We start from the raw sequence: 15365 nt of genomic DNA, 5'->3' as shown, positions 1-15365 counted from the left end.
GGCCGGCTCAGCGGAGCACCCACGGACCCTCGGCGCGGCTCTTCCCGGACCCGATGTCTCAGCACTAAGGTATCCAGGCATGGCAGCGGCGCGCCGGGTGCGGATCGGCATCGACACCGGGGGCACGTTCACCGACGTGGTCGCCGTCGACGAGGAGACCGGGGCGACGACCACCACCAAGACGCCCTCCACCCCCGCCGACCCGGCCGAGGGCTTCCTCACCGGCGTCCGCAAGGTCCTCGGCCTGCTCGGCCTGCCCGGCGACGCGGTCACCGCGGTCAGCCACGGGACGACGGTGGCGACCAACCAGCTGCTCGAGGGCAGGCTCGACCGGATCGGCTTCGTCACCACCGAGGGCTACGAGTCGGTGCTGGAGATCGCCCGGCAGTCGGTGCCCGACGGGTACGGCAACAGCTACTTCTGGGTCAAGCCGCCGCGGATCGTGCCGGCCGACCTGGTGCGCACCGTCCGTGGCCGGCTCGACCACCACGGCGACGAGGTGCGCCCGTTCGACGAGGGCGACGCCCGCGCGGCCGCCCGCTTCTTCCGCGACGCCGGCATCACCACCATCGGCGTCTGCTTCCTGCACGCCTACGCGGACGACGCGCACGAGCGCCGGATGCTCGAGGTCCTCCGCGAGGAGCACCCCGACGCCGTGGTCAGCATCAGCTCCGAGGTGCTGCGCGAGTACCGGGAGTACGAGCGGTCGGTGACCACGCTGGTCGACGCCGCGGTCAAGCCGAGGGTCGGCGCGTACGTCACGAACATCCGCACCCGGCTCGACGAGATCGCCCCGGGCGTGCCGTTCTACGTGATGAAGAGCAACGGCGGCGTGCTCTCGGCCGGCGAGGTCGTGCACCAGCCGATCACCACGATGCTCTCCGGCCCGGCCGCCGGGGCCCTGGGCGCGGCGCTCATCGCGGGCACCGCCGGATTCGACCGGGTGCTCACCTGCGACGGCGGCGGCACCTCGACCGACGTCACCGTCGTCATCGACGGCGAGCCGACGCTCACCACCGAGGGCTCGGTGGGCGACTACCCGTCGAAGATCCCGATGATCGACGTCGTCACCGTCGGGGCGGGCGGCGGCTCGATCGCGTGGCTCTCCCCCGAGGGCACGCTCAAGGTGGGCCCGCGCTCGGCCGGCGCCGACCCCGGCCCGATGTGCTACCCCGGCGGCGGCGACCAGCCCACCGTCACCGACGCGCACGTCGTCCTCGGCCGGATCCCCCCGCACCTGCTCGGCGGGGAGATCCCGCTGTCGGTGGACGCCGCCCGCGCGGGGCTGACCGCGCTCGGGGAGCGGCTGGGGCTGTCGCTGGAGCGCACCGCCACCGGCATCCTCGAGATCTCCGCGTGGAACCAGGCCAACGCGCTGCGCCAGGTCACCGTGGCCCGCGGTCTCGACGTCCGCGACTTCACCCTCACCACCTTCGGCGGCTCCGGCTCGCTGCTGGCCTGCCGCCTGATGGACGTGCTCGGCCTGCCCCGCACGCTGGTGCCGCCGAACCCCGGCAACGTCAGCGCGTTCGGGCTGCTGACCGTCGACGTCCGCAACGACTACGTGCAGACCGTCGTCAGCCGGCACCTCGACCTCGACCTGGCGCGCGTGCGGTCGGTCTTCGGCGACCTCGAGGCCCAGGCGCGCACGGCGCTGGACGGCGAGGGCTTCGACCGCGCCGAGCAGCGGATGCAGCGGACGGCGGACCTGCGCTACGTGGGCCAGGCGTTCGAGGTGCGCGTCCCGGTGGCCGACGGCGAGCTCGACCGGGCCGCGGCGGAGGACGTCGCGCAGGCCTTCCACGCCGCCCACCGCCAGCTCTACGGCTACGACTTCGCCGACGACCCGCGCCAGGCCGTCGAGTGGGTCAACCTCCGGGTCAGCGGGATCGGGCCGATCCGCCGTCCCGACGTGGTGGAGCTGCCCGCCGGCGACGGCGGCGTCGAGCGCGCCGTCACCGGCTCGCGGCGGGTGTTCTTCGACGACTGGGTGGACACCCCGACCCACGACCGCACCCGGCTGGCCCCCGGCGACGTGGTGGCCGGGCCGGCGGTCGTCGAGGAGTTCGGCTCGACCGTCCCGGTGCACCCCGGTTTCGCGGCCACCGTCGACCGGTTCGGGAACCTGCTGCTGACGAAGGAGGCGGGCCAGTGAGCGAGCTCGCGAGCTCACCCGACCGGCAGGGCGCCTTCCCCACGGGCACCCTCACCGGGGGGAAGGCCGACGCCGACCCGGTGCTGGTCGAGATCGTCGCCGGCACGCTGGCCGCGATCGAGAAGGAGGTCGAGACCTCCATCGGCCGCACCTCGCGTTCGCCGATGATCCGCGACGCGCACGACTTCCGGGCCGGCATCCACGACCGGGAGCTGCGCAAGCTCACCGGACGGTCGTACTCGGCACTCGTGCACCCGGTGGTGCGCGACCACCCGATCGAGACCATGCACCCCGGTGACGTCTTCTTCCACAACGACGTCTACCTCTCCGAGGGCGGGATCGGGCACCTGCCCGACCTGTGCGTCACCGTGCCGGTGTTCGCCCACGTGGACGGCGCCGAGCGGGTCGTCGCCTTCGTCCAGGCCTTCGGGCACCACGACGACATCGGCGGCGCGGTGCCCGGGTCGATGCCCAGCGCGGCGACCAGCGTGTACGAGGAGGGGCTCATGGTCCCCCCGATCAAGCTGTGGGACCGCGGCGTGCCCAACCAGGCGGCGCTGGCGATCATGACCCGCAACTCGCGGATGCCCGACTCGCTGGCCGCCGACCTCGACGCCGAGTGCTCGGCCTGCCTGGCCGGCGCCCGCCGCCTCGGTGAGCTGTTCGACCGCTACGGGGTGGAGGCCGTCGAGGCGTGCTTCGACGCGATCCTGGCCAACTCCACCGAGGTCTACCGGCGCGAGATCCTGTCGCAGATCCCCGACGGCACCTACGTCTGGGAGGACTACGCCGAGCACGACGGCGTCGAGGAGCCCAAGCTCCACCGCCAGCGGATCACGCTGACCATGGACTCCACCCGGGAGACGCCGCTGGTCATCGACTTCACCGGCACCGGCCCGCAGGCCAAGGGCCCGATCAACCACTGCGGCGACTACGCCGACGGCAACTTCCTCAAGAAGTGGCTGGCGCCGATCCTGCGCAACCTCGCCGAGACGCCCGAGCGGATGGCCGAGCTCGACGTCAACGAGGGCGTCGTCCCGCTGATCGAGATGCGGTTCCCGGAGAAGGGCACGCTGCTCACGCCGGTCTTCCCGGCACCGACCAACGCGCGGACGTTCGTCATCCTGCGCCTGCTGGGCGTCCTCGCCGGCGTGCTGGCCAAGGCCACCGGCGGCCGGATGCCCGCCGACCAGGAGACGATCCGCTACACCGGCGTCTACGGCACCGACCTCGACGGCCGGCCCTACCTCATGCGCGAGGTGCTCGGCGGCGGGTCGGGCGGCCGGTACTACGCCGACGGCGAGGACACCATCCACGTCGTCCCGGACTCGCGGAACCTGCCGACCGAGTTCACCGAGGGCCGCTTCCCGCTGCGCGTCGAGCGGCTGGGCCTGGCGCTGGACTCCGGCGGTCCCGGCCGGTACCGCGGCGGCTGTGGCTACGAGAAGCACATCCGGGTGCTGCGCGACGCGCACTTCATGTCGATCGCCGACCGCTCGATCCTGTCCTGCTGGGGCGTCAAGGGCGGGAAGGCCGGGCGGCCGTTCCAGGTGACCGTCGACCCCGGCGGCCCGGACGAGCGCGAGGTCGACGCGCTCGCCGACGCCGAGCCGCTGCCGGCGGGCACGGTCGTGCGCATCCGGACGACGGGCGGCGGCGGCTGGGGGGACCCGCTCGACCGGCCGGTCGACGAGGTCCTGCGCGACATCGCCTGGCGCAAGGTGTCCGTGCGGGGTGCCCGCGACGACTACGGCGTCGTCGTCCGCGAGGACGGCACGGCCGACGTCGAGGCGACCGACGCCCTGCGGGCGCAGCTGCGCGCGGCCCGTACCGGCGACGAGCCGTTCTTCGACCGCGGCCCGGGCTACGCGCGGCTCTCGGGCGGGGCGGCTTCCAACGAGTTCGACGTCCTCTGACGAAGGACCCCGGTGCCCCCCACCGCTCGCACGCTCGCGGCGGGCCCCTGCGCCGGGGCCGACCTCCAGGTCAGTCGCTGTCGAGGTGCGTGCTGCCCGACGGCGGCTTCGCCTCGTCGCCGGTCTCGCCGTCGTCGCCGTGGTAGCTCGGGTGGTCGGTGGTGCGCGGGTCGTCGTCCCCCGCGGCCTCGACGTCCTCGGGGACCAGGGGCGTCTCGTGCAGCACGTTCTCCCGCGCCTGGTCGCGGTCGGTGCCCGGGACCTCGGTCATGGCTCCTCCTCGGGGTTCGGGTGCTGCGTGCCCTACCCCGTCACCGGGCGGGCAGGCGCGGGTTCGCCACCGGTGAACGGGCGCACCCGCAGCACCTCGGCGGTGCGCTCGTCGGCGGGCAGGAACGCCTCGACCGAGAGCTCGGCGGCGGTGAGGTCGACGGCGGTGCCGAAGGTGGTCACCGTGCTGAGGAAGGACAGCACCTCCTCGCCCGCGCGCAGCCGCAGCGGCACCGCGATCCCGTCCGGCGTCGAGCGGTCGGTGCCGCCGGGGAGCGCGGTCAGCTCGCGGTGCAGCGCGGCCAGCCCGGGATCGCCGGTCAGGTGCGCCTCGCGGCCCAGCCGGTGCAGCACGTGCGCCCGCCACTGCGGCAGGTTGGCGATCCGCGGCGCCAGCCCCTCCGGGTGCAGGCTCAGCCGCAGCACGTTGACCGGCGGCTCGAGCAGGTGCGCCGCCACGCCGTCGAGGAGCATCCCCACGCCGGCGTTGGCCGTCACCAGCGCCCAGGACCGGTCGACGGCGAGGGCCGGGAACGGCTCGTACGCGGTGAGCACCAGGTCGAGGGCCCGGGTGACGGCGGCCATGTCGGGCGAGCCGAGCGAGCGACGGCCGTAGGCGGGGGCGAACCCGGCGGCGAGCAGCAGGTCGTTGCGCTCGCGCAGCGGCACGTCGAGCCGCTCGGCCAGCCGCAGCAGCATCTCCCGGCTCGGCCGCGCCCGGCCGGTCTCGAGGAAGCTCAGGTGCCGGGCGGAGACCCCGGCGTCGACGGCCAGGTCCAGCTGGGAGAGCCGGCGGCGCTGCCGCCAGCCGCGCAGCAGCCGGCCGACCGGCGGCGCGGTGGCGGCGGTGGTCACGGCACGGACGCTAGCGACGGCGCCGCCGGGCGTCGCCTACCTCCGAGGTAATCGACGCGCCTCCCCGGCGGCTCCACGGTCGTCCCATGACAACGACCGCCACCCCCACCCGCCGCCCCCTCGACCTGCTCCGCGTAGCGCTGCGCCTGGACGCCGTGGTCACCGGCGTCAACGGCGCCGCCTACCTGGTCGCCGCCCCGCTGCTGACCGGCCTGCTCGGGATCCCCTCCGGGGCACTGCGCGGCCTGGGCGCCTTCCTGCTCGCCTTCGCCGCCGGGGTCGCGCTGGTCGCGGCGCGCCGTCCGGTGCCGGCCGGGGCGGTCGAGGCCGTCGTCGGCGCCAACCTGCTGTGGGCGGCCGGCAGCGTCGCCGCCGCCGTCACCGGCCGGTTCGACCTGACCGCCGCCGGCACCGGCTGGGTGCTGCTCCAGGCCGCCGTCGTCGCCGGCTTCGCCGCCCTGCAGCTCACCGCCCTCCGCCGCCGCTGACCCCACCCAGGACAGGAGAGACCCGCCATGGCCGCCACGACCGACCTCGCCGACCGCTACCTCGCCGCCTGGAACGAGGGCGACCCCACCGCGCGGCGGGCCCTCGTCGACGCGCTGTTCACCGAGGACGTGCGCTACACCGACCCGCTGGCCGACGTCGCCGGCCGTGACGGGCTGGACGGCCTCATCGCCGCCGTCCGGTCGCGGTTCCCCGGGTTCGTCTTCCGCCTCGCCGGGCCCGCCGACGCCCACCACGACCAGGTGCGGTTCAGGTGGCACCTCGGGCCCGACGGCGCCGAGCCGCCGGTGACCGGCTTCGACGTCGCGGTGACCGACGGGGACGGCCGCATCCGCACCGTGCTCGGTTTCCTCGACCGGGTGCCGTCCCCGGCCTGAAACGGTCACCTCCTGCGACGACCATGGTGCCGGGACCACCGACCGGGTGGTCCCGGCGCCGCGTCCGGGGAGAGGGAGGACCACCGTGGGCAGTGAGCTGGTGCAGCGGTACGCGGCGGCGCTGGGCGCCCGCGACCGGGACGCGTTCGACCACCGGCCCGAGCCCCACGAGCCGCCCGCCGGCCGGGAACACCTGACGGAGCGCTAGCGTCCGCGCCGCCGCTGCCACCAGCGGCGGCGGGGCGGCGCCTCGGCCCGGACCTCCTCCACCGGAGGCGGGGGCGGGCGGTCGCGCCGCCAGCCCGCCACCAGCGCCTCGACGTCGGCCAGGCCCGGAACCGGCGACCACCGGCTCTCCTGCGGCCGGCGCCAGAAGGCCTCGACGCGGGCGTTGTAGTCCTCGGCGACGGCGCGGACGGCGGCCTCCGACGGCAGCGGGGCGACGCGGGCGGGCAGGTCGTCGCGCTCGCGGCGCAGCGCCAGCCCGGGCGGCAGCATCTCGGCCGGCGTGATGCCCTCGCGGCGGGCCTTGGCCACCGCCCAGTCGTAGACGGTCTCGTCCGGGTCGAAGGCCGGCAGCGGGCGCCCGGCGCCGCGCAGTCCGCTGAAGTCCCCGCGCTCCTGGGCCTGGTGGATCTGCCGTTCCACCCAGGTCTCGAACGACACCCCGGCCGGCTTGCGCTCGGTCACCCGCTCACCTCCTGCCCCCATGGTCCGCCCCTGCGATGCTCGGCTGCATGCGGACGACGGGCAGCCGGGAGATCTACCGCAACCCCTGGATCCGGGTGCGCGAGGACACCGTGGAACGGGCCGACGGGTCGACCGGCGTCTACTCCGTCGTCGAGAAGCCGCACTTCGCCATCGTCCTGGCCGCCGAGCAGGACGGGTTCTGGCTGGTCGAGCAGTTCCGCCACCCGGTGGGCCGCCGGGCCTGGGAGTTCCCGCAGGGCACCTGGTCCGCCGAGGCACTGACCGCGGGCAGCGGCGGGACGCCCGAGGAGCTGGCCCGCGCCGAGCTGGCCGAGGAGACCGGGCTGCGGGCCGAGCGGCTCGAGCACCTGGGCCACCTCGACCTCGCGCCGGGCCTGTCGACGCAGGAGTTCGACGCCTGGCTGGCCACCGGCCTCACCCCGGGCCCGACCGCCCGGGAGGTCACCGAGGCCGACATGGTGACGGCGTTCGTGCCCGAGACCGAGCTGCGGGCGATGGTCGCCGAGGGCCGCTTCACCGACGGCCCCTCGCTCGCCGCCTACGCGCTGTACCTCCTACGGTGCCATCAGCGCTACAAAGGCACTCTGCACCCGGGGTGACCCCCTCCGGGTCCCCGTGACCTGATCGTGCCTCGACAGCGGGCTTCCGCTCGTGCCTGCCTCCGCCGCCGTCGCGGAGCGTCGCGACCTGCCCTGAACGGGTGATCCGGCAGCTCAGGAGCCTGCGCGGGCGGCGGGCAGGCCCGACGCTGACCGGGTGCCGCTCTCCGTCCCCGGGTTGCCGGGCCTGCCGCCCGACCTGGCCGGCCCGGTCGCGGTGGAGCTGGCCAAGCCCGTCCGGGACCTGCCGACGGCGGACGCCCTGCCCGGCGGCTGCCGCTACGAGCCCAAGTGGGACGGCTACCGGCTGGTCGTCGTCCGCGGCGCCACCGGCACCCGGCTGTGGTCCAAGCAGGGCCGCGACCTCACCGACCGGTTCCCCGACCTCGCCGCGGCCGCGCTCGCCCAGGTCCCGGCCGGCACCGTGCTCGACGGCGAGGTCGTCGTCTGGGGCGGCGACCGGCTGGACTTCGGCCTGCTGCAGCGGCGCCTGGTCACCCCGTCGGCGCGGATGGCCGCCCTGGCCGCCGCCCACCCGGCCTCCTACGTCGCCTTCGACCTGCTCGCCTCCGGTGGCGCCGACCAGCGCCGCCGCCCGCTGCGTGCCCGCCGCGCCGCGCTCGAGGAGCTGGCGCAGCGGTGGGCGCCCCCGATGCAGCTCTCCCCGGTGACCGCCGACCCCGCCGAGGCCCGCCGGTGGGCCGAGGACCTGCGCCCGCTGGGCATCGAGGGCCTGGTGGCCAAGGGTGCGGCCACCCGCTACGCCGGCGGCCGCCGCGAGTGGCTGAAGGTCAAGTCCTGGGAGACCACCGAGGTCGTCGCCGGCGGCGTCATCGGCACGCTCGAGCGCCCCGGCCAGCTCGTCGCCGGGCGCTACCGCGACGGCGAACTGGTCGTCGTCGGCCGGACCGGCCCGCTCTCCCCCGCGCAGGCCGAGGAGCTGGCCGCCGTCCTCACCCCCGCCGGCCCCGACCACCCGTGGCCCGACCGGATCGGCACCGGCCGCTTCGGCGGCGGGCGGCTGTCGGTCGCCCTCACCCGGGTCGAGCCGGTCGCCGTCGTGGAGGTCAGCGCCGACGCGGCCCTGACCGCCGGGGTGTTCCGGCACCCGCTGCGCTTCGTGCGGGTGCGCCCGGACCTCACCGTCGACGACGTGCCGCCCGCCGGCTAGGGACGCTGGGGCAGCCGTCCCAGCGTCACGAGGAAGCGGCGCAGCAGCCCGGCCAGCTGCGTGAGCTCGTCGTCGCTGAGGCCGGCGAGCAGGCCTCGTTCGGTCTCCAGGTGGTCGGGCAGCGCGGCGTCCAGCGCCTCCCGGCCGGCCGGGGTGAGCGTGACGACGACGGCCCGCCCGTCGGCGTCGCTGCGCGTGCGGGTGATCAGCTCCCGCTCCTCCAGGCGGTCCAGCCGCTGGGTGATGGCGCCGGAGGTGACCAGGGCGGTCCGCATGAGCGCCGTGGGGGTCAGCTGGTAGGGCTCACCGGCCCGGCGCAGGGCGGCGAGGACGTCGAACGACGGCGCGTCGAGGCCGTGCCGGGCGAAGGTGGCGCGCTGGGCCAGGTGCACCTCGCGCTGCAGCTGGGTGATCCGGCCGATGACCCCCATCGGCGAGCAGTCGAGATCGGGACGCTCCCGCGCCCACTGCTCGAGGATGAGGTCGACGGCATCCTCCACGCCGGTACCTCAGCAGTGAGAGATCGCGGGCGTCAAGCCGCGCCGCGCCCCGCCCGCGTGTCGTGCAGCGTGGTGGCCAGCCGCACGGTGAACCCCCCGGTGGTCCCGGGCAGCAGGTCCACCGAGTCCCACAGCTTGCGCGCCAGCCACAGCCCCATGCCGCCGGCGGCGAGGTCGTCGCCGTGCGCGGGGAGGAAGCCGGCGAGGGGGTCCGCGACCCCGGGGCCGGAGTCGGTGATCGTGCAGACGACGGCGGTGTCGTCGGCCCACACCCGCGCCGAGACCGGCGGCCGGCCGTGGCGGAAGGCGTTGGCGGCCACCTCGCTGGCGGCCAGGTGCAGGTCGGCGCGCTGGTCGGCGTCGGGGACGACCGCGGCCAGCACCTGCCGCAGGTCAGCGCGCAGCCGGGGCAGCGTGGGGACGGCGTCGACGGCGTAGACCGGCTCCCCGGCCTCGACCGGCTCCCGGACGACGGCGAGATCGCGCAGGCACGACCCGGGCCGGCGGTAGTCGGAGCTGGTGACACGCACCCCGCCCATGAACAGCTCCGGGTGCGTCAGCCGGGCCGTCTCGAGCGCCTGGGCGGGCAACCGCTGCCGGTCGTAGAGGCACAGCAGGGTGAGCGGGAGGGTCGCGGCCAGGGCGTTGGCCGCGGCCTCGTACCGGCGCACCTCGCGCCAACGCCGCGGGTCGGCCTCGTACTGGGGCTCGGTGACGACCCGGAGCCGCCCGGACCGGGACCCGGCGGCGCGCTCGACCAGCCGCCGGGCGGCGGCCATCGCGTCGGGGGCGCGGACGCCGAGCATGCAGATGCGGGGGTCCTCCTCGACCGCGCCGACCACGACGCCGAGCGCGCGGCGGACCGCGCCGGCGGTGTCGGGTGAGCAGGCGAGGACCGGCAGGTCCCCGGCGCGCAGGCCCTCCTCGAGGAAGGCCGTGGCGACCTCGACCGCCTCGACCGCCGAGTGCACCAGCGCGGCGGTGTGCAGGAGCCCCCCGGGAGCGACGGGCGGGGAGGGGCGGCGTGCGGGCGCACCGCGCGGCACCCCCGCCCGCGTGGCGGAGGTTCCTGCAGGTCGGTCCACTGGCCCCTCGACAGCGTCCGGGCCGCGTCTGCCCGGCCGTTCCCGTCGATTGTGGGACACGCACCAGGTGCACTGCTCGGTGGGTGCCCGCGGCCTCCTCCCTCCGGTGGAGACCGGTGGGGGCCCGGGCGCCGGGTGCGCCGGTCAGCCCGCCCCGACGGCGACCCCGCCCAGGGCCAGCACCCGGGCCGGTGCGCTGCGCTCGCGGGTCCGGACGTCGACCTCGCCGTGCCGGGCGGTCACCGCGGCGCACAGCTCGAGCACCAGCCCGACGCCCGCGCTGGCCAGGTAGGTCACCGGCCGCAGGTCGAGCACCACCCGCGCACCGTCCGGGAGGTCCTCGAGCGCCTGCAGGGCCTGCGCGCGCAGCCCCGCCGCGACGTCGAGGTCGACCTCCCCGGAGAACTCCAGCCGCAGGCCGGAGGGTTCCCGGTGCACGGTCACCAGCGGGGGTTCCTCTGGGACGACGGCGGGCCGCGTGCGGACCGGCGGGTCGTCGGGCCCCGGACCGGCCGGGACGAACCGGAAGCGCACCGTCGTCCCGGACCCCGCGGTCCCCCGGTCGTCGGTGGTGCGCGCGACCTCCACCTCGGTGGCCAGGGCCGAGATCAGCTCCAGGCCCCGGCCACGGTGGCCCCGGTCGGCCGGTGCCGGGCGCCAGACGCCCTCGTCGCGGACGCAGACGTCGACGCTGCCGTCGGCGGTCCGCTCGAGGCGGTACTCGCACCGGCCCTCCCCGCCGTTGCCGGCATAGGCGTGCTCGACGGCGTTGGCCAGCGCCTCGCCGAGGGCCAGCTGCAGGTCGTCGACAGCGTCCTCGGACAGGCCCGCGGCGGCCGCCCACGCCGCGACCGCACGGCGCACGCCGCGCAGGCGCGCGGGGTCGGCGGGAAATCGCTCCTGCAGCGGCGGCGGGGTCACCCGGACGGCGATCACCGCGACGTCGTCGGGCAGCGCGTCCTCGTCGAGCACCTCCGCGAGCAGGTCGCGGGTCAGCCGGTCCGGTGCGGCCGCGGCCAGCCGCACGGCGGCGTCGGCCACCCGCTGCAGGCCGGTGTCCAGCAGCTCGCCCCGGCGCTCGACGAGGCCGTCGGTGTAGAGCAGCAGCGTCGTCCCGGGCGCGACGCGGGCCCGCCCCTCGGTGTAGGGCGGCCGGCCGGGGACGCCGAGGACCGCGCCGCCGGCGTCGTCGAGGACGGTGGCGCCGGTGTCGTCGAGCAGCAGCGGCGGCGGGTGCCCGGCGCGGGCGTACTCGACGGTGCCGGCCTCCCAGTCGAGGACGAGGCAGGCCGCCGTCGAGGCCAGCGCCCCGGGCAGCCGGGTCGCGAACCGGTCGAGCAGCTCCAGCGCCTGCGCGGGCGGGCAGCCCTGCAGCAGCGCGGCCGACAGCGCGCTGCGCAGCTGCCCCATGACGGCGGCGGCCGACGGCCCCTGGCCGACGACGTCGCCGACGGCGATCCCGACCCGGCCCTCGCCGAGCTCCACCACGTCGTACCAGTCGCCGCCGGCCGAGGTGCCCGCGGCGCCGGGCAGGTACTGCGCGGCCAGCGCGAGCCGCTCGAGCCGGGGCAGGCGCTGGGGCAGCAGGCTCAGCTGCAGCGTCTGCGCGATGTCCTGCTCGGCGCGGTAGAGCCGGGCCCGGTCCAGCGCCTGGGCGCTCTGCTCGACGATCGCGAGCAGCATGCCGCGCTCGGCCGGACCGAAGGACCGCGGGTGCGGGAACCCGGCGCCGACCACGCCCACCACGCGGCCGGCCACCAGCAGGGGCAGCGCCACGGTGGAGGCCAGCCCGAACCGGGTCAGCGTCTCGACCTGCCCGCCGTCGAGGCCACCGTCGCGGCCGGGCCAGTCCTCGAGCCGCTCGACCCACAGCGCCCGCCGCTCGGCGACCGCGCGGGTCACCGCCAGCGGCGCCGACAGCGGCAGCTCGGCGAAGTGGCGGCGCGCCTCGCCGTCGTCGCCGGTGAGGGCCAGCAGGCGCAGCCCGCGGGCGGTCTCGTCGAGCTCGTAGACGCCGGCCCGGCAGTCGTCCCCGACCTGGGCGACGAGGTGGCCGGCGGTGGCGCGGGCGACCTCCTCGGGCGTCGTGGCCGCCGAGAGCTCCGCGGTCACCCGCTGCAGCAGCCCCAGCCGGCGGGCGGTGGCCCGCGCGTCGGCGAGCAGCATCGCGTTGTCCAGTGCCAGGGCGGCGCGGGCGGCGATCTGCTCGGCCAGGACGCGGTCGTCCTCGTGGAACGGCGGGGCGTCGTCCTGCCGACCCATGGCCAGCACCGCGCGCACCCGGCCGCGGACCGACAGCGGGACCAGCAGCGCCGAGCGCAGGTCCAGCCGGACACCGCCGTCGCCGGGCCCCGCCAGGTGCGGCCGCAGCACCGACTCGCCGCTGGTGAGCACCGTCAGGCCCAGCCCGCCGTGGGCGTCGAGGCCCTCGAGCGCCCGGCGGACGCCGTCGTCGGCCCCCGCCCGGCCGGCGTAGCGCAGCCGGCCGTCCTCGCCCACCACGCGGACCGTGCACACCTCGGCCAGCCGCCGGTCGACCACCAGCCGGGCCAGCACGGCGAGCTGGGCGCCGATCTCGGTCTCCCGGTCCAGCGCCGTGCCGACCTCGGCGAGCAGGGTCTGCCGCTCGGTCTCCTGGTAGCGGGCGTTGATGTCGGTGCAGCTGCCGACCCAGCCGCCCGGACCGCCGCCGCCCCCGATCGGCACGGCCCGCTCGAGCAGCCAGTGGAAGGCGCCGTCGGCCCGGCGGAGCCGGAACTCGACCTCCCACCCCTCCCCGCGCGCCGTCGCCTCGGCGACGGCCGCGTCGTAGCGCTCCCGGTCCTGCGGGTGCAGCCCGTCCCGCCAGCCGTCGCCGCGCTCGGCGGAGACGGGCCGGCCGGTGAAACCGGTCCAGGCGGCGTTGAGGAACACCCGCCGGCCCTCGGCGTCGGCGACCCAGATGAGCGCCGGGGCGAGGTCGGCCATGGTGGTGAACCGCTCCTCGGCCTCCCGGCGGGCCCGGCCGAGCTGGAGGTGGGCGTCGACGCGGGCCAGCAGCTCCTGCGCGGAGAACGGCTTGACCAGGTAGTCGTCGGCGCCGGCGGCCAGGCCCTCGACGGCGGCCTCCTGGCCGGCCCGCGCCGAGAGCAGCAGCACCGGCACCCGGGAGGTGCGGGCGTCGGCGCGCAGGGCGGCGAGCAGCTGCAGGCCGTCGAGGCCGGGCATCATCACGTCGCTGACCACGAGGTCCGGCGGGTCGGCCTGTGCCGCCTCCAGCGCCACGCGGCCGTCGGACACCGCCCGCACCTCGTGCACCGGGGCGAGCAGCCGGCTGACGTAGTCGCGCATGTCGGCGTTGTCGTCGGCGACCAGGACCCGGCCGGCGCGGACGCCGGACGCGGGCGGCGGGAGCTCCTCGGCGGCGTCGTCGGGCAGCCAGCGCACCGCCTCGGTGACGAACGGGGTCACCGCGGCCGACAGGGCCGGCGCCTCCGGCGCCGGCGGCACGAGCCGGTCGGCGGGCAGGTGCGCGGTGCCCAGCGGCAGGGTGACGGTGAACGTGGTGCCGAGGTCGGGCGTGCTGTCGACGTCGACCTCCCCACCGTGCAGCCCGACCAGCTCGCGGACCATCGCCAGGCCGATGCCGCTGCCCTCGCCGGAGCGGGCGCGGGCACCGGACACGCGGGTGAACCGCTCGAACAGCCGCGGCAGCTCCGCGGCGGGGATGCCGGTGCCGGTGTCGGTGACGGTGAGCACCGCGGCGCCGCCGTCCGCGCGCAGCCGCACGGTGATGCCGCCGGTGAAGGTGAACTTCAGCGCGTTGGACAGCAGGTTGAGGACGACCTTCTCCCACATGTCCCGGTCGACGTGCACCGGCTCGGGCAGCGGCGGGCAGTCGACGGTGAGCGTCAGGCCGGCCCGCTCGACCGCCGACCGGAAGACGCTGGCCAGCTCGGCGGTGACCGCGGCGAGGTCGACCGGCTCGAAGCGGGCGTCGATGCGGCCGGCCTGCAGCCGGGAGAAGTCCAGCAGGGTGTTGACCAGCTTCTGCAGCCGCAGGGCGTTGCGCTCCACCACCTCGAGCTCCTGCGCCACCCGGGCGTCGGTCTCTGCCACCGGGGAGGACCTCAGCTCCGCGACCGGGCCCATGATCAGCGTGAGCGGCGTCCGGAACTCGTGGCTGACGTTGCTGAAGAAGTCGGTCTTGGCGCGGTCGAGCTCGGCGAGGGCCTCGGCGCGGCGCCGCTCGGCGAGGTAGGCCTGGGCGTCGCTGACGGCGGTGGACACGTGCCCGGCGACGAGGTCGGCGAAGCCCCGGTAGTCGGCGTCGAAGGCCCGATAGGGGTTGACGCCCAGCACGAGGACGCCGGTGGGCACGTCGGCCGCCGCGGTGCTGATCGGCAGGACGACGGCCTGGTCGGGGCGGGCGTCACCGACCGGCGAGGGCAGGAGCGCCTCCCCGGCGCGCGCCCGCAGCCCCGCGACCACCTCGGCGGCGCCGCCGGCGGCCACCCGCTCGACGACCTCCCGGAGGGGGCCGCCCAGGAGCACCGCGGGGTCGGTCAGCCCGGCGGCCCCGGCCGGCTCGAGGGCGCCCTCGGCGGTGCGCAGGACGGCGAGGGCGACGGGCACCTCCGCGCGGTGCCGGGCGAGGACGTCGACGACGGCCCGGCAGGCGTCGGCCTCGCTGCCCACGGACGCGGTGGACAGCTCACCGAGGTCGTGCAGCGCGCGCAGGCGGCGGTCGGCGAGGACCCGCCGGGTGTTCTCGGTGACGACGCAGAGCATCCCCGCGGTGGCGCCGGAGTCGTCGTCGACCGGGCTGTAGGAGAAGGTGTGGTAGGTCTCCTCCGGGTACCCGCTGCGCTCGAGGAACAGCAGCAGGTCCTCGTCCCAGGTGGCGACGCCGCTGGTCAGGACCGACTCGATCCGCGGCCCGATGTCCTCCCAGATCTCCGACCACATCTCGCGCGCCGGCCGGCCCAGCGCCCACGGGTGCTTGTCCTGCAGGGTGTCCCGCTGGTAGGCGTCGTTGTAGAAGGCGGTCAGCTCGGGGCCGTAGGCGGCCCACATGGAGAACCGCGACGTCAGCACGATCCGGACCAGGTTGCGCAGCGCCGCGGGCCACTCCTCCGGCGGGCCGACGGGCGTGGCCGACCAGTCCCGGGCGGCCATCTCCCGGCCCACCTCCCCACCCCCGGAGAAGAGGGAGCCGAGCGCGTCCCGTGTCACCGCGC

The 15365-nt window shown here is 76.4% G+C and carries 13 protein-coding genes; 7 read left to right on the top strand and 6 right to left on the bottom strand.

All coding sequences use genetic code 11. From position 1 onward, the window contains the following. Nucleotides 1–79: 79 nt before the first annotated feature. Nucleotides 80–2155: a hydantoinase/oxoprolinase family protein gene (locus ACI78U_RS15800; RefSeq protein WP_456876286.1), complete on the top strand. Its 2076-nt coding sequence runs from the start codon at nucleotides 80–82 to the stop codon at nucleotides 2153–2155. Continuing rightward, the gene (locus ACI78U_RS15795) at nucleotides 2152–4071 is read left to right on the top strand and encodes a hydantoinase B/oxoprolinase family protein (RefSeq protein ID WP_456876285.1); all 1920 of its coding nucleotides are present in this window, start codon (nucleotides 2152–2154) and stop codon (nucleotides 4069–4071) included. The genes ACI78U_RS15800 and ACI78U_RS15795 overlap by 4 nt, the downstream gene beginning before the upstream one ends. 70 nt (nucleotides 4072–4141) lie before the next feature. On the opposite strand, the gene ACI78U_RS15790 is transcribed toward ACI78U_RS15795, so the two are convergent. Together ACI78U_RS15790 and ACI78U_RS15785 are read right to left on the bottom strand one after the other, a co-directional pair. Continuing rightward, on the bottom strand, nucleotides 4142–4342 hold the full coding sequence (locus tag ACI78U_RS15790) for a hypothetical protein (RefSeq protein ID WP_456876284.1): 201 nt from the start codon (nucleotides 4340–4342) through the stop codon (nucleotides 4142–4144). A 32-nt stretch (nucleotides 4343–4374) separates the two neighbouring features. Next, entirely contained in the window at nucleotides 4375–5196 is an 822-nt protein-coding gene (locus ACI78U_RS15785; protein ID WP_456876283.1) for a helix-turn-helix domain-containing protein, read from the bottom strand. A gap of 86 nt (nucleotides 5197–5282) precedes the next feature. Between ACI78U_RS15785 and ACI78U_RS15780 the strand changes: the two genes are divergently transcribed. From ACI78U_RS15780 to ACI78U_RS15770, 3 genes are all read left to right on the top strand, one after another. Then, nucleotides 5283–5684 (top strand): hypothetical protein, encoded by a 402-nt coding sequence (locus tag ACI78U_RS15780; RefSeq protein ID WP_456876282.1) that lies wholly within the window; start codon nucleotides 5283–5285, stop codon nucleotides 5682–5684. 27 nt (nucleotides 5685–5711) lie between these two features. Beyond that, nucleotides 5712–6080, top strand: a complete 369-nt coding sequence (locus tag ACI78U_RS15775) for a nuclear transport factor 2 family protein (RefSeq protein ID WP_456876281.1) — start codon at nucleotides 5712–5714, stop codon at nucleotides 6078–6080. An 85-nt stretch (nucleotides 6081–6165) separates the two neighbouring features. Next, entirely contained in the window at nucleotides 6166–6288 is a 123-nt protein-coding gene (locus ACI78U_RS15770; protein WP_456876280.1) for a hypothetical protein, read from the top strand. Here ACI78U_RS15770 and ACI78U_RS15765 read toward each other — a convergent pair. Then, complete coding sequence (locus tag ACI78U_RS15765) at nucleotides 6285–6770, bottom strand: DnaJ family domain-containing protein (RefSeq protein WP_456876279.1); 486 nt, start codon at nucleotides 6768–6770, stop codon at nucleotides 6285–6287. The two genes, ACI78U_RS15770 and ACI78U_RS15765, sit on opposite strands and share 4 nt — an antisense overlap. Nucleotides 6771–6817: 47 nt before the next feature. Between ACI78U_RS15765 and ACI78U_RS15760 the strand changes: the two genes are divergently transcribed. Both ACI78U_RS15760 and ACI78U_RS15755 read left to right on the top strand, forming a co-directional pair. Then, nucleotides 6818–7390, top strand: a complete 573-nt coding sequence (locus ACI78U_RS15760; protein WP_456876278.1) for an NUDIX domain-containing protein — start codon at nucleotides 6818–6820, stop codon at nucleotides 7388–7390. Between the two features lie 157 nt (nucleotides 7391–7547). After that, the gene (locus ACI78U_RS15755; RefSeq protein ID WP_456876277.1) at nucleotides 7548–8561 is read left to right on the top strand and encodes an ATP-dependent DNA ligase; all 1014 of its coding nucleotides are present in this window, start codon (nucleotides 7548–7550) and stop codon (nucleotides 8559–8561) included. Here the strand turns inward: ACI78U_RS15755 and ACI78U_RS15750 are convergent. The 3 genes from ACI78U_RS15750 to ACI78U_RS15740 all read right to left on the bottom strand — a co-directional run bounded on the left by ACI78U_RS15750 (nucleotide 8558) and on the right by ACI78U_RS15740 (nucleotide 15360). Continuing rightward, nucleotides 8558–9061 (bottom strand): MarR family winged helix-turn-helix transcriptional regulator, encoded by a 504-nt coding sequence (locus tag ACI78U_RS15750; RefSeq protein ID WP_456876276.1) that lies wholly within the window; start codon nucleotides 9059–9061, stop codon nucleotides 8558–8560. The two genes, ACI78U_RS15755 and ACI78U_RS15750, sit on opposite strands and share 4 nt — an antisense overlap. 32 nt (nucleotides 9062–9093) lie before the next feature. After that, on the bottom strand, nucleotides 9094–10107 hold the full coding sequence (locus ACI78U_RS15745; protein WP_456876275.1) for an anti-sigma factor RsbA family regulatory protein: 1014 nt from the start codon (nucleotides 10105–10107) through the stop codon (nucleotides 9094–9096). Between the two features lie 183 nt (nucleotides 10108–10290). Beyond that, entirely contained in the window at nucleotides 10291–15360 is a 5070-nt protein-coding gene (locus ACI78U_RS15740; protein ID WP_456876274.1) for a SpoIIE family protein phosphatase, read from the bottom strand. Nucleotides 15361–15365 lie beyond the last annotated feature (5 nt).

Source organism: Geodermatophilus sp. SYSU D00710, from assembly GCF_054050195.1.
This window is presented reverse-complemented; position numbering and strand designations above follow the sequence as displayed.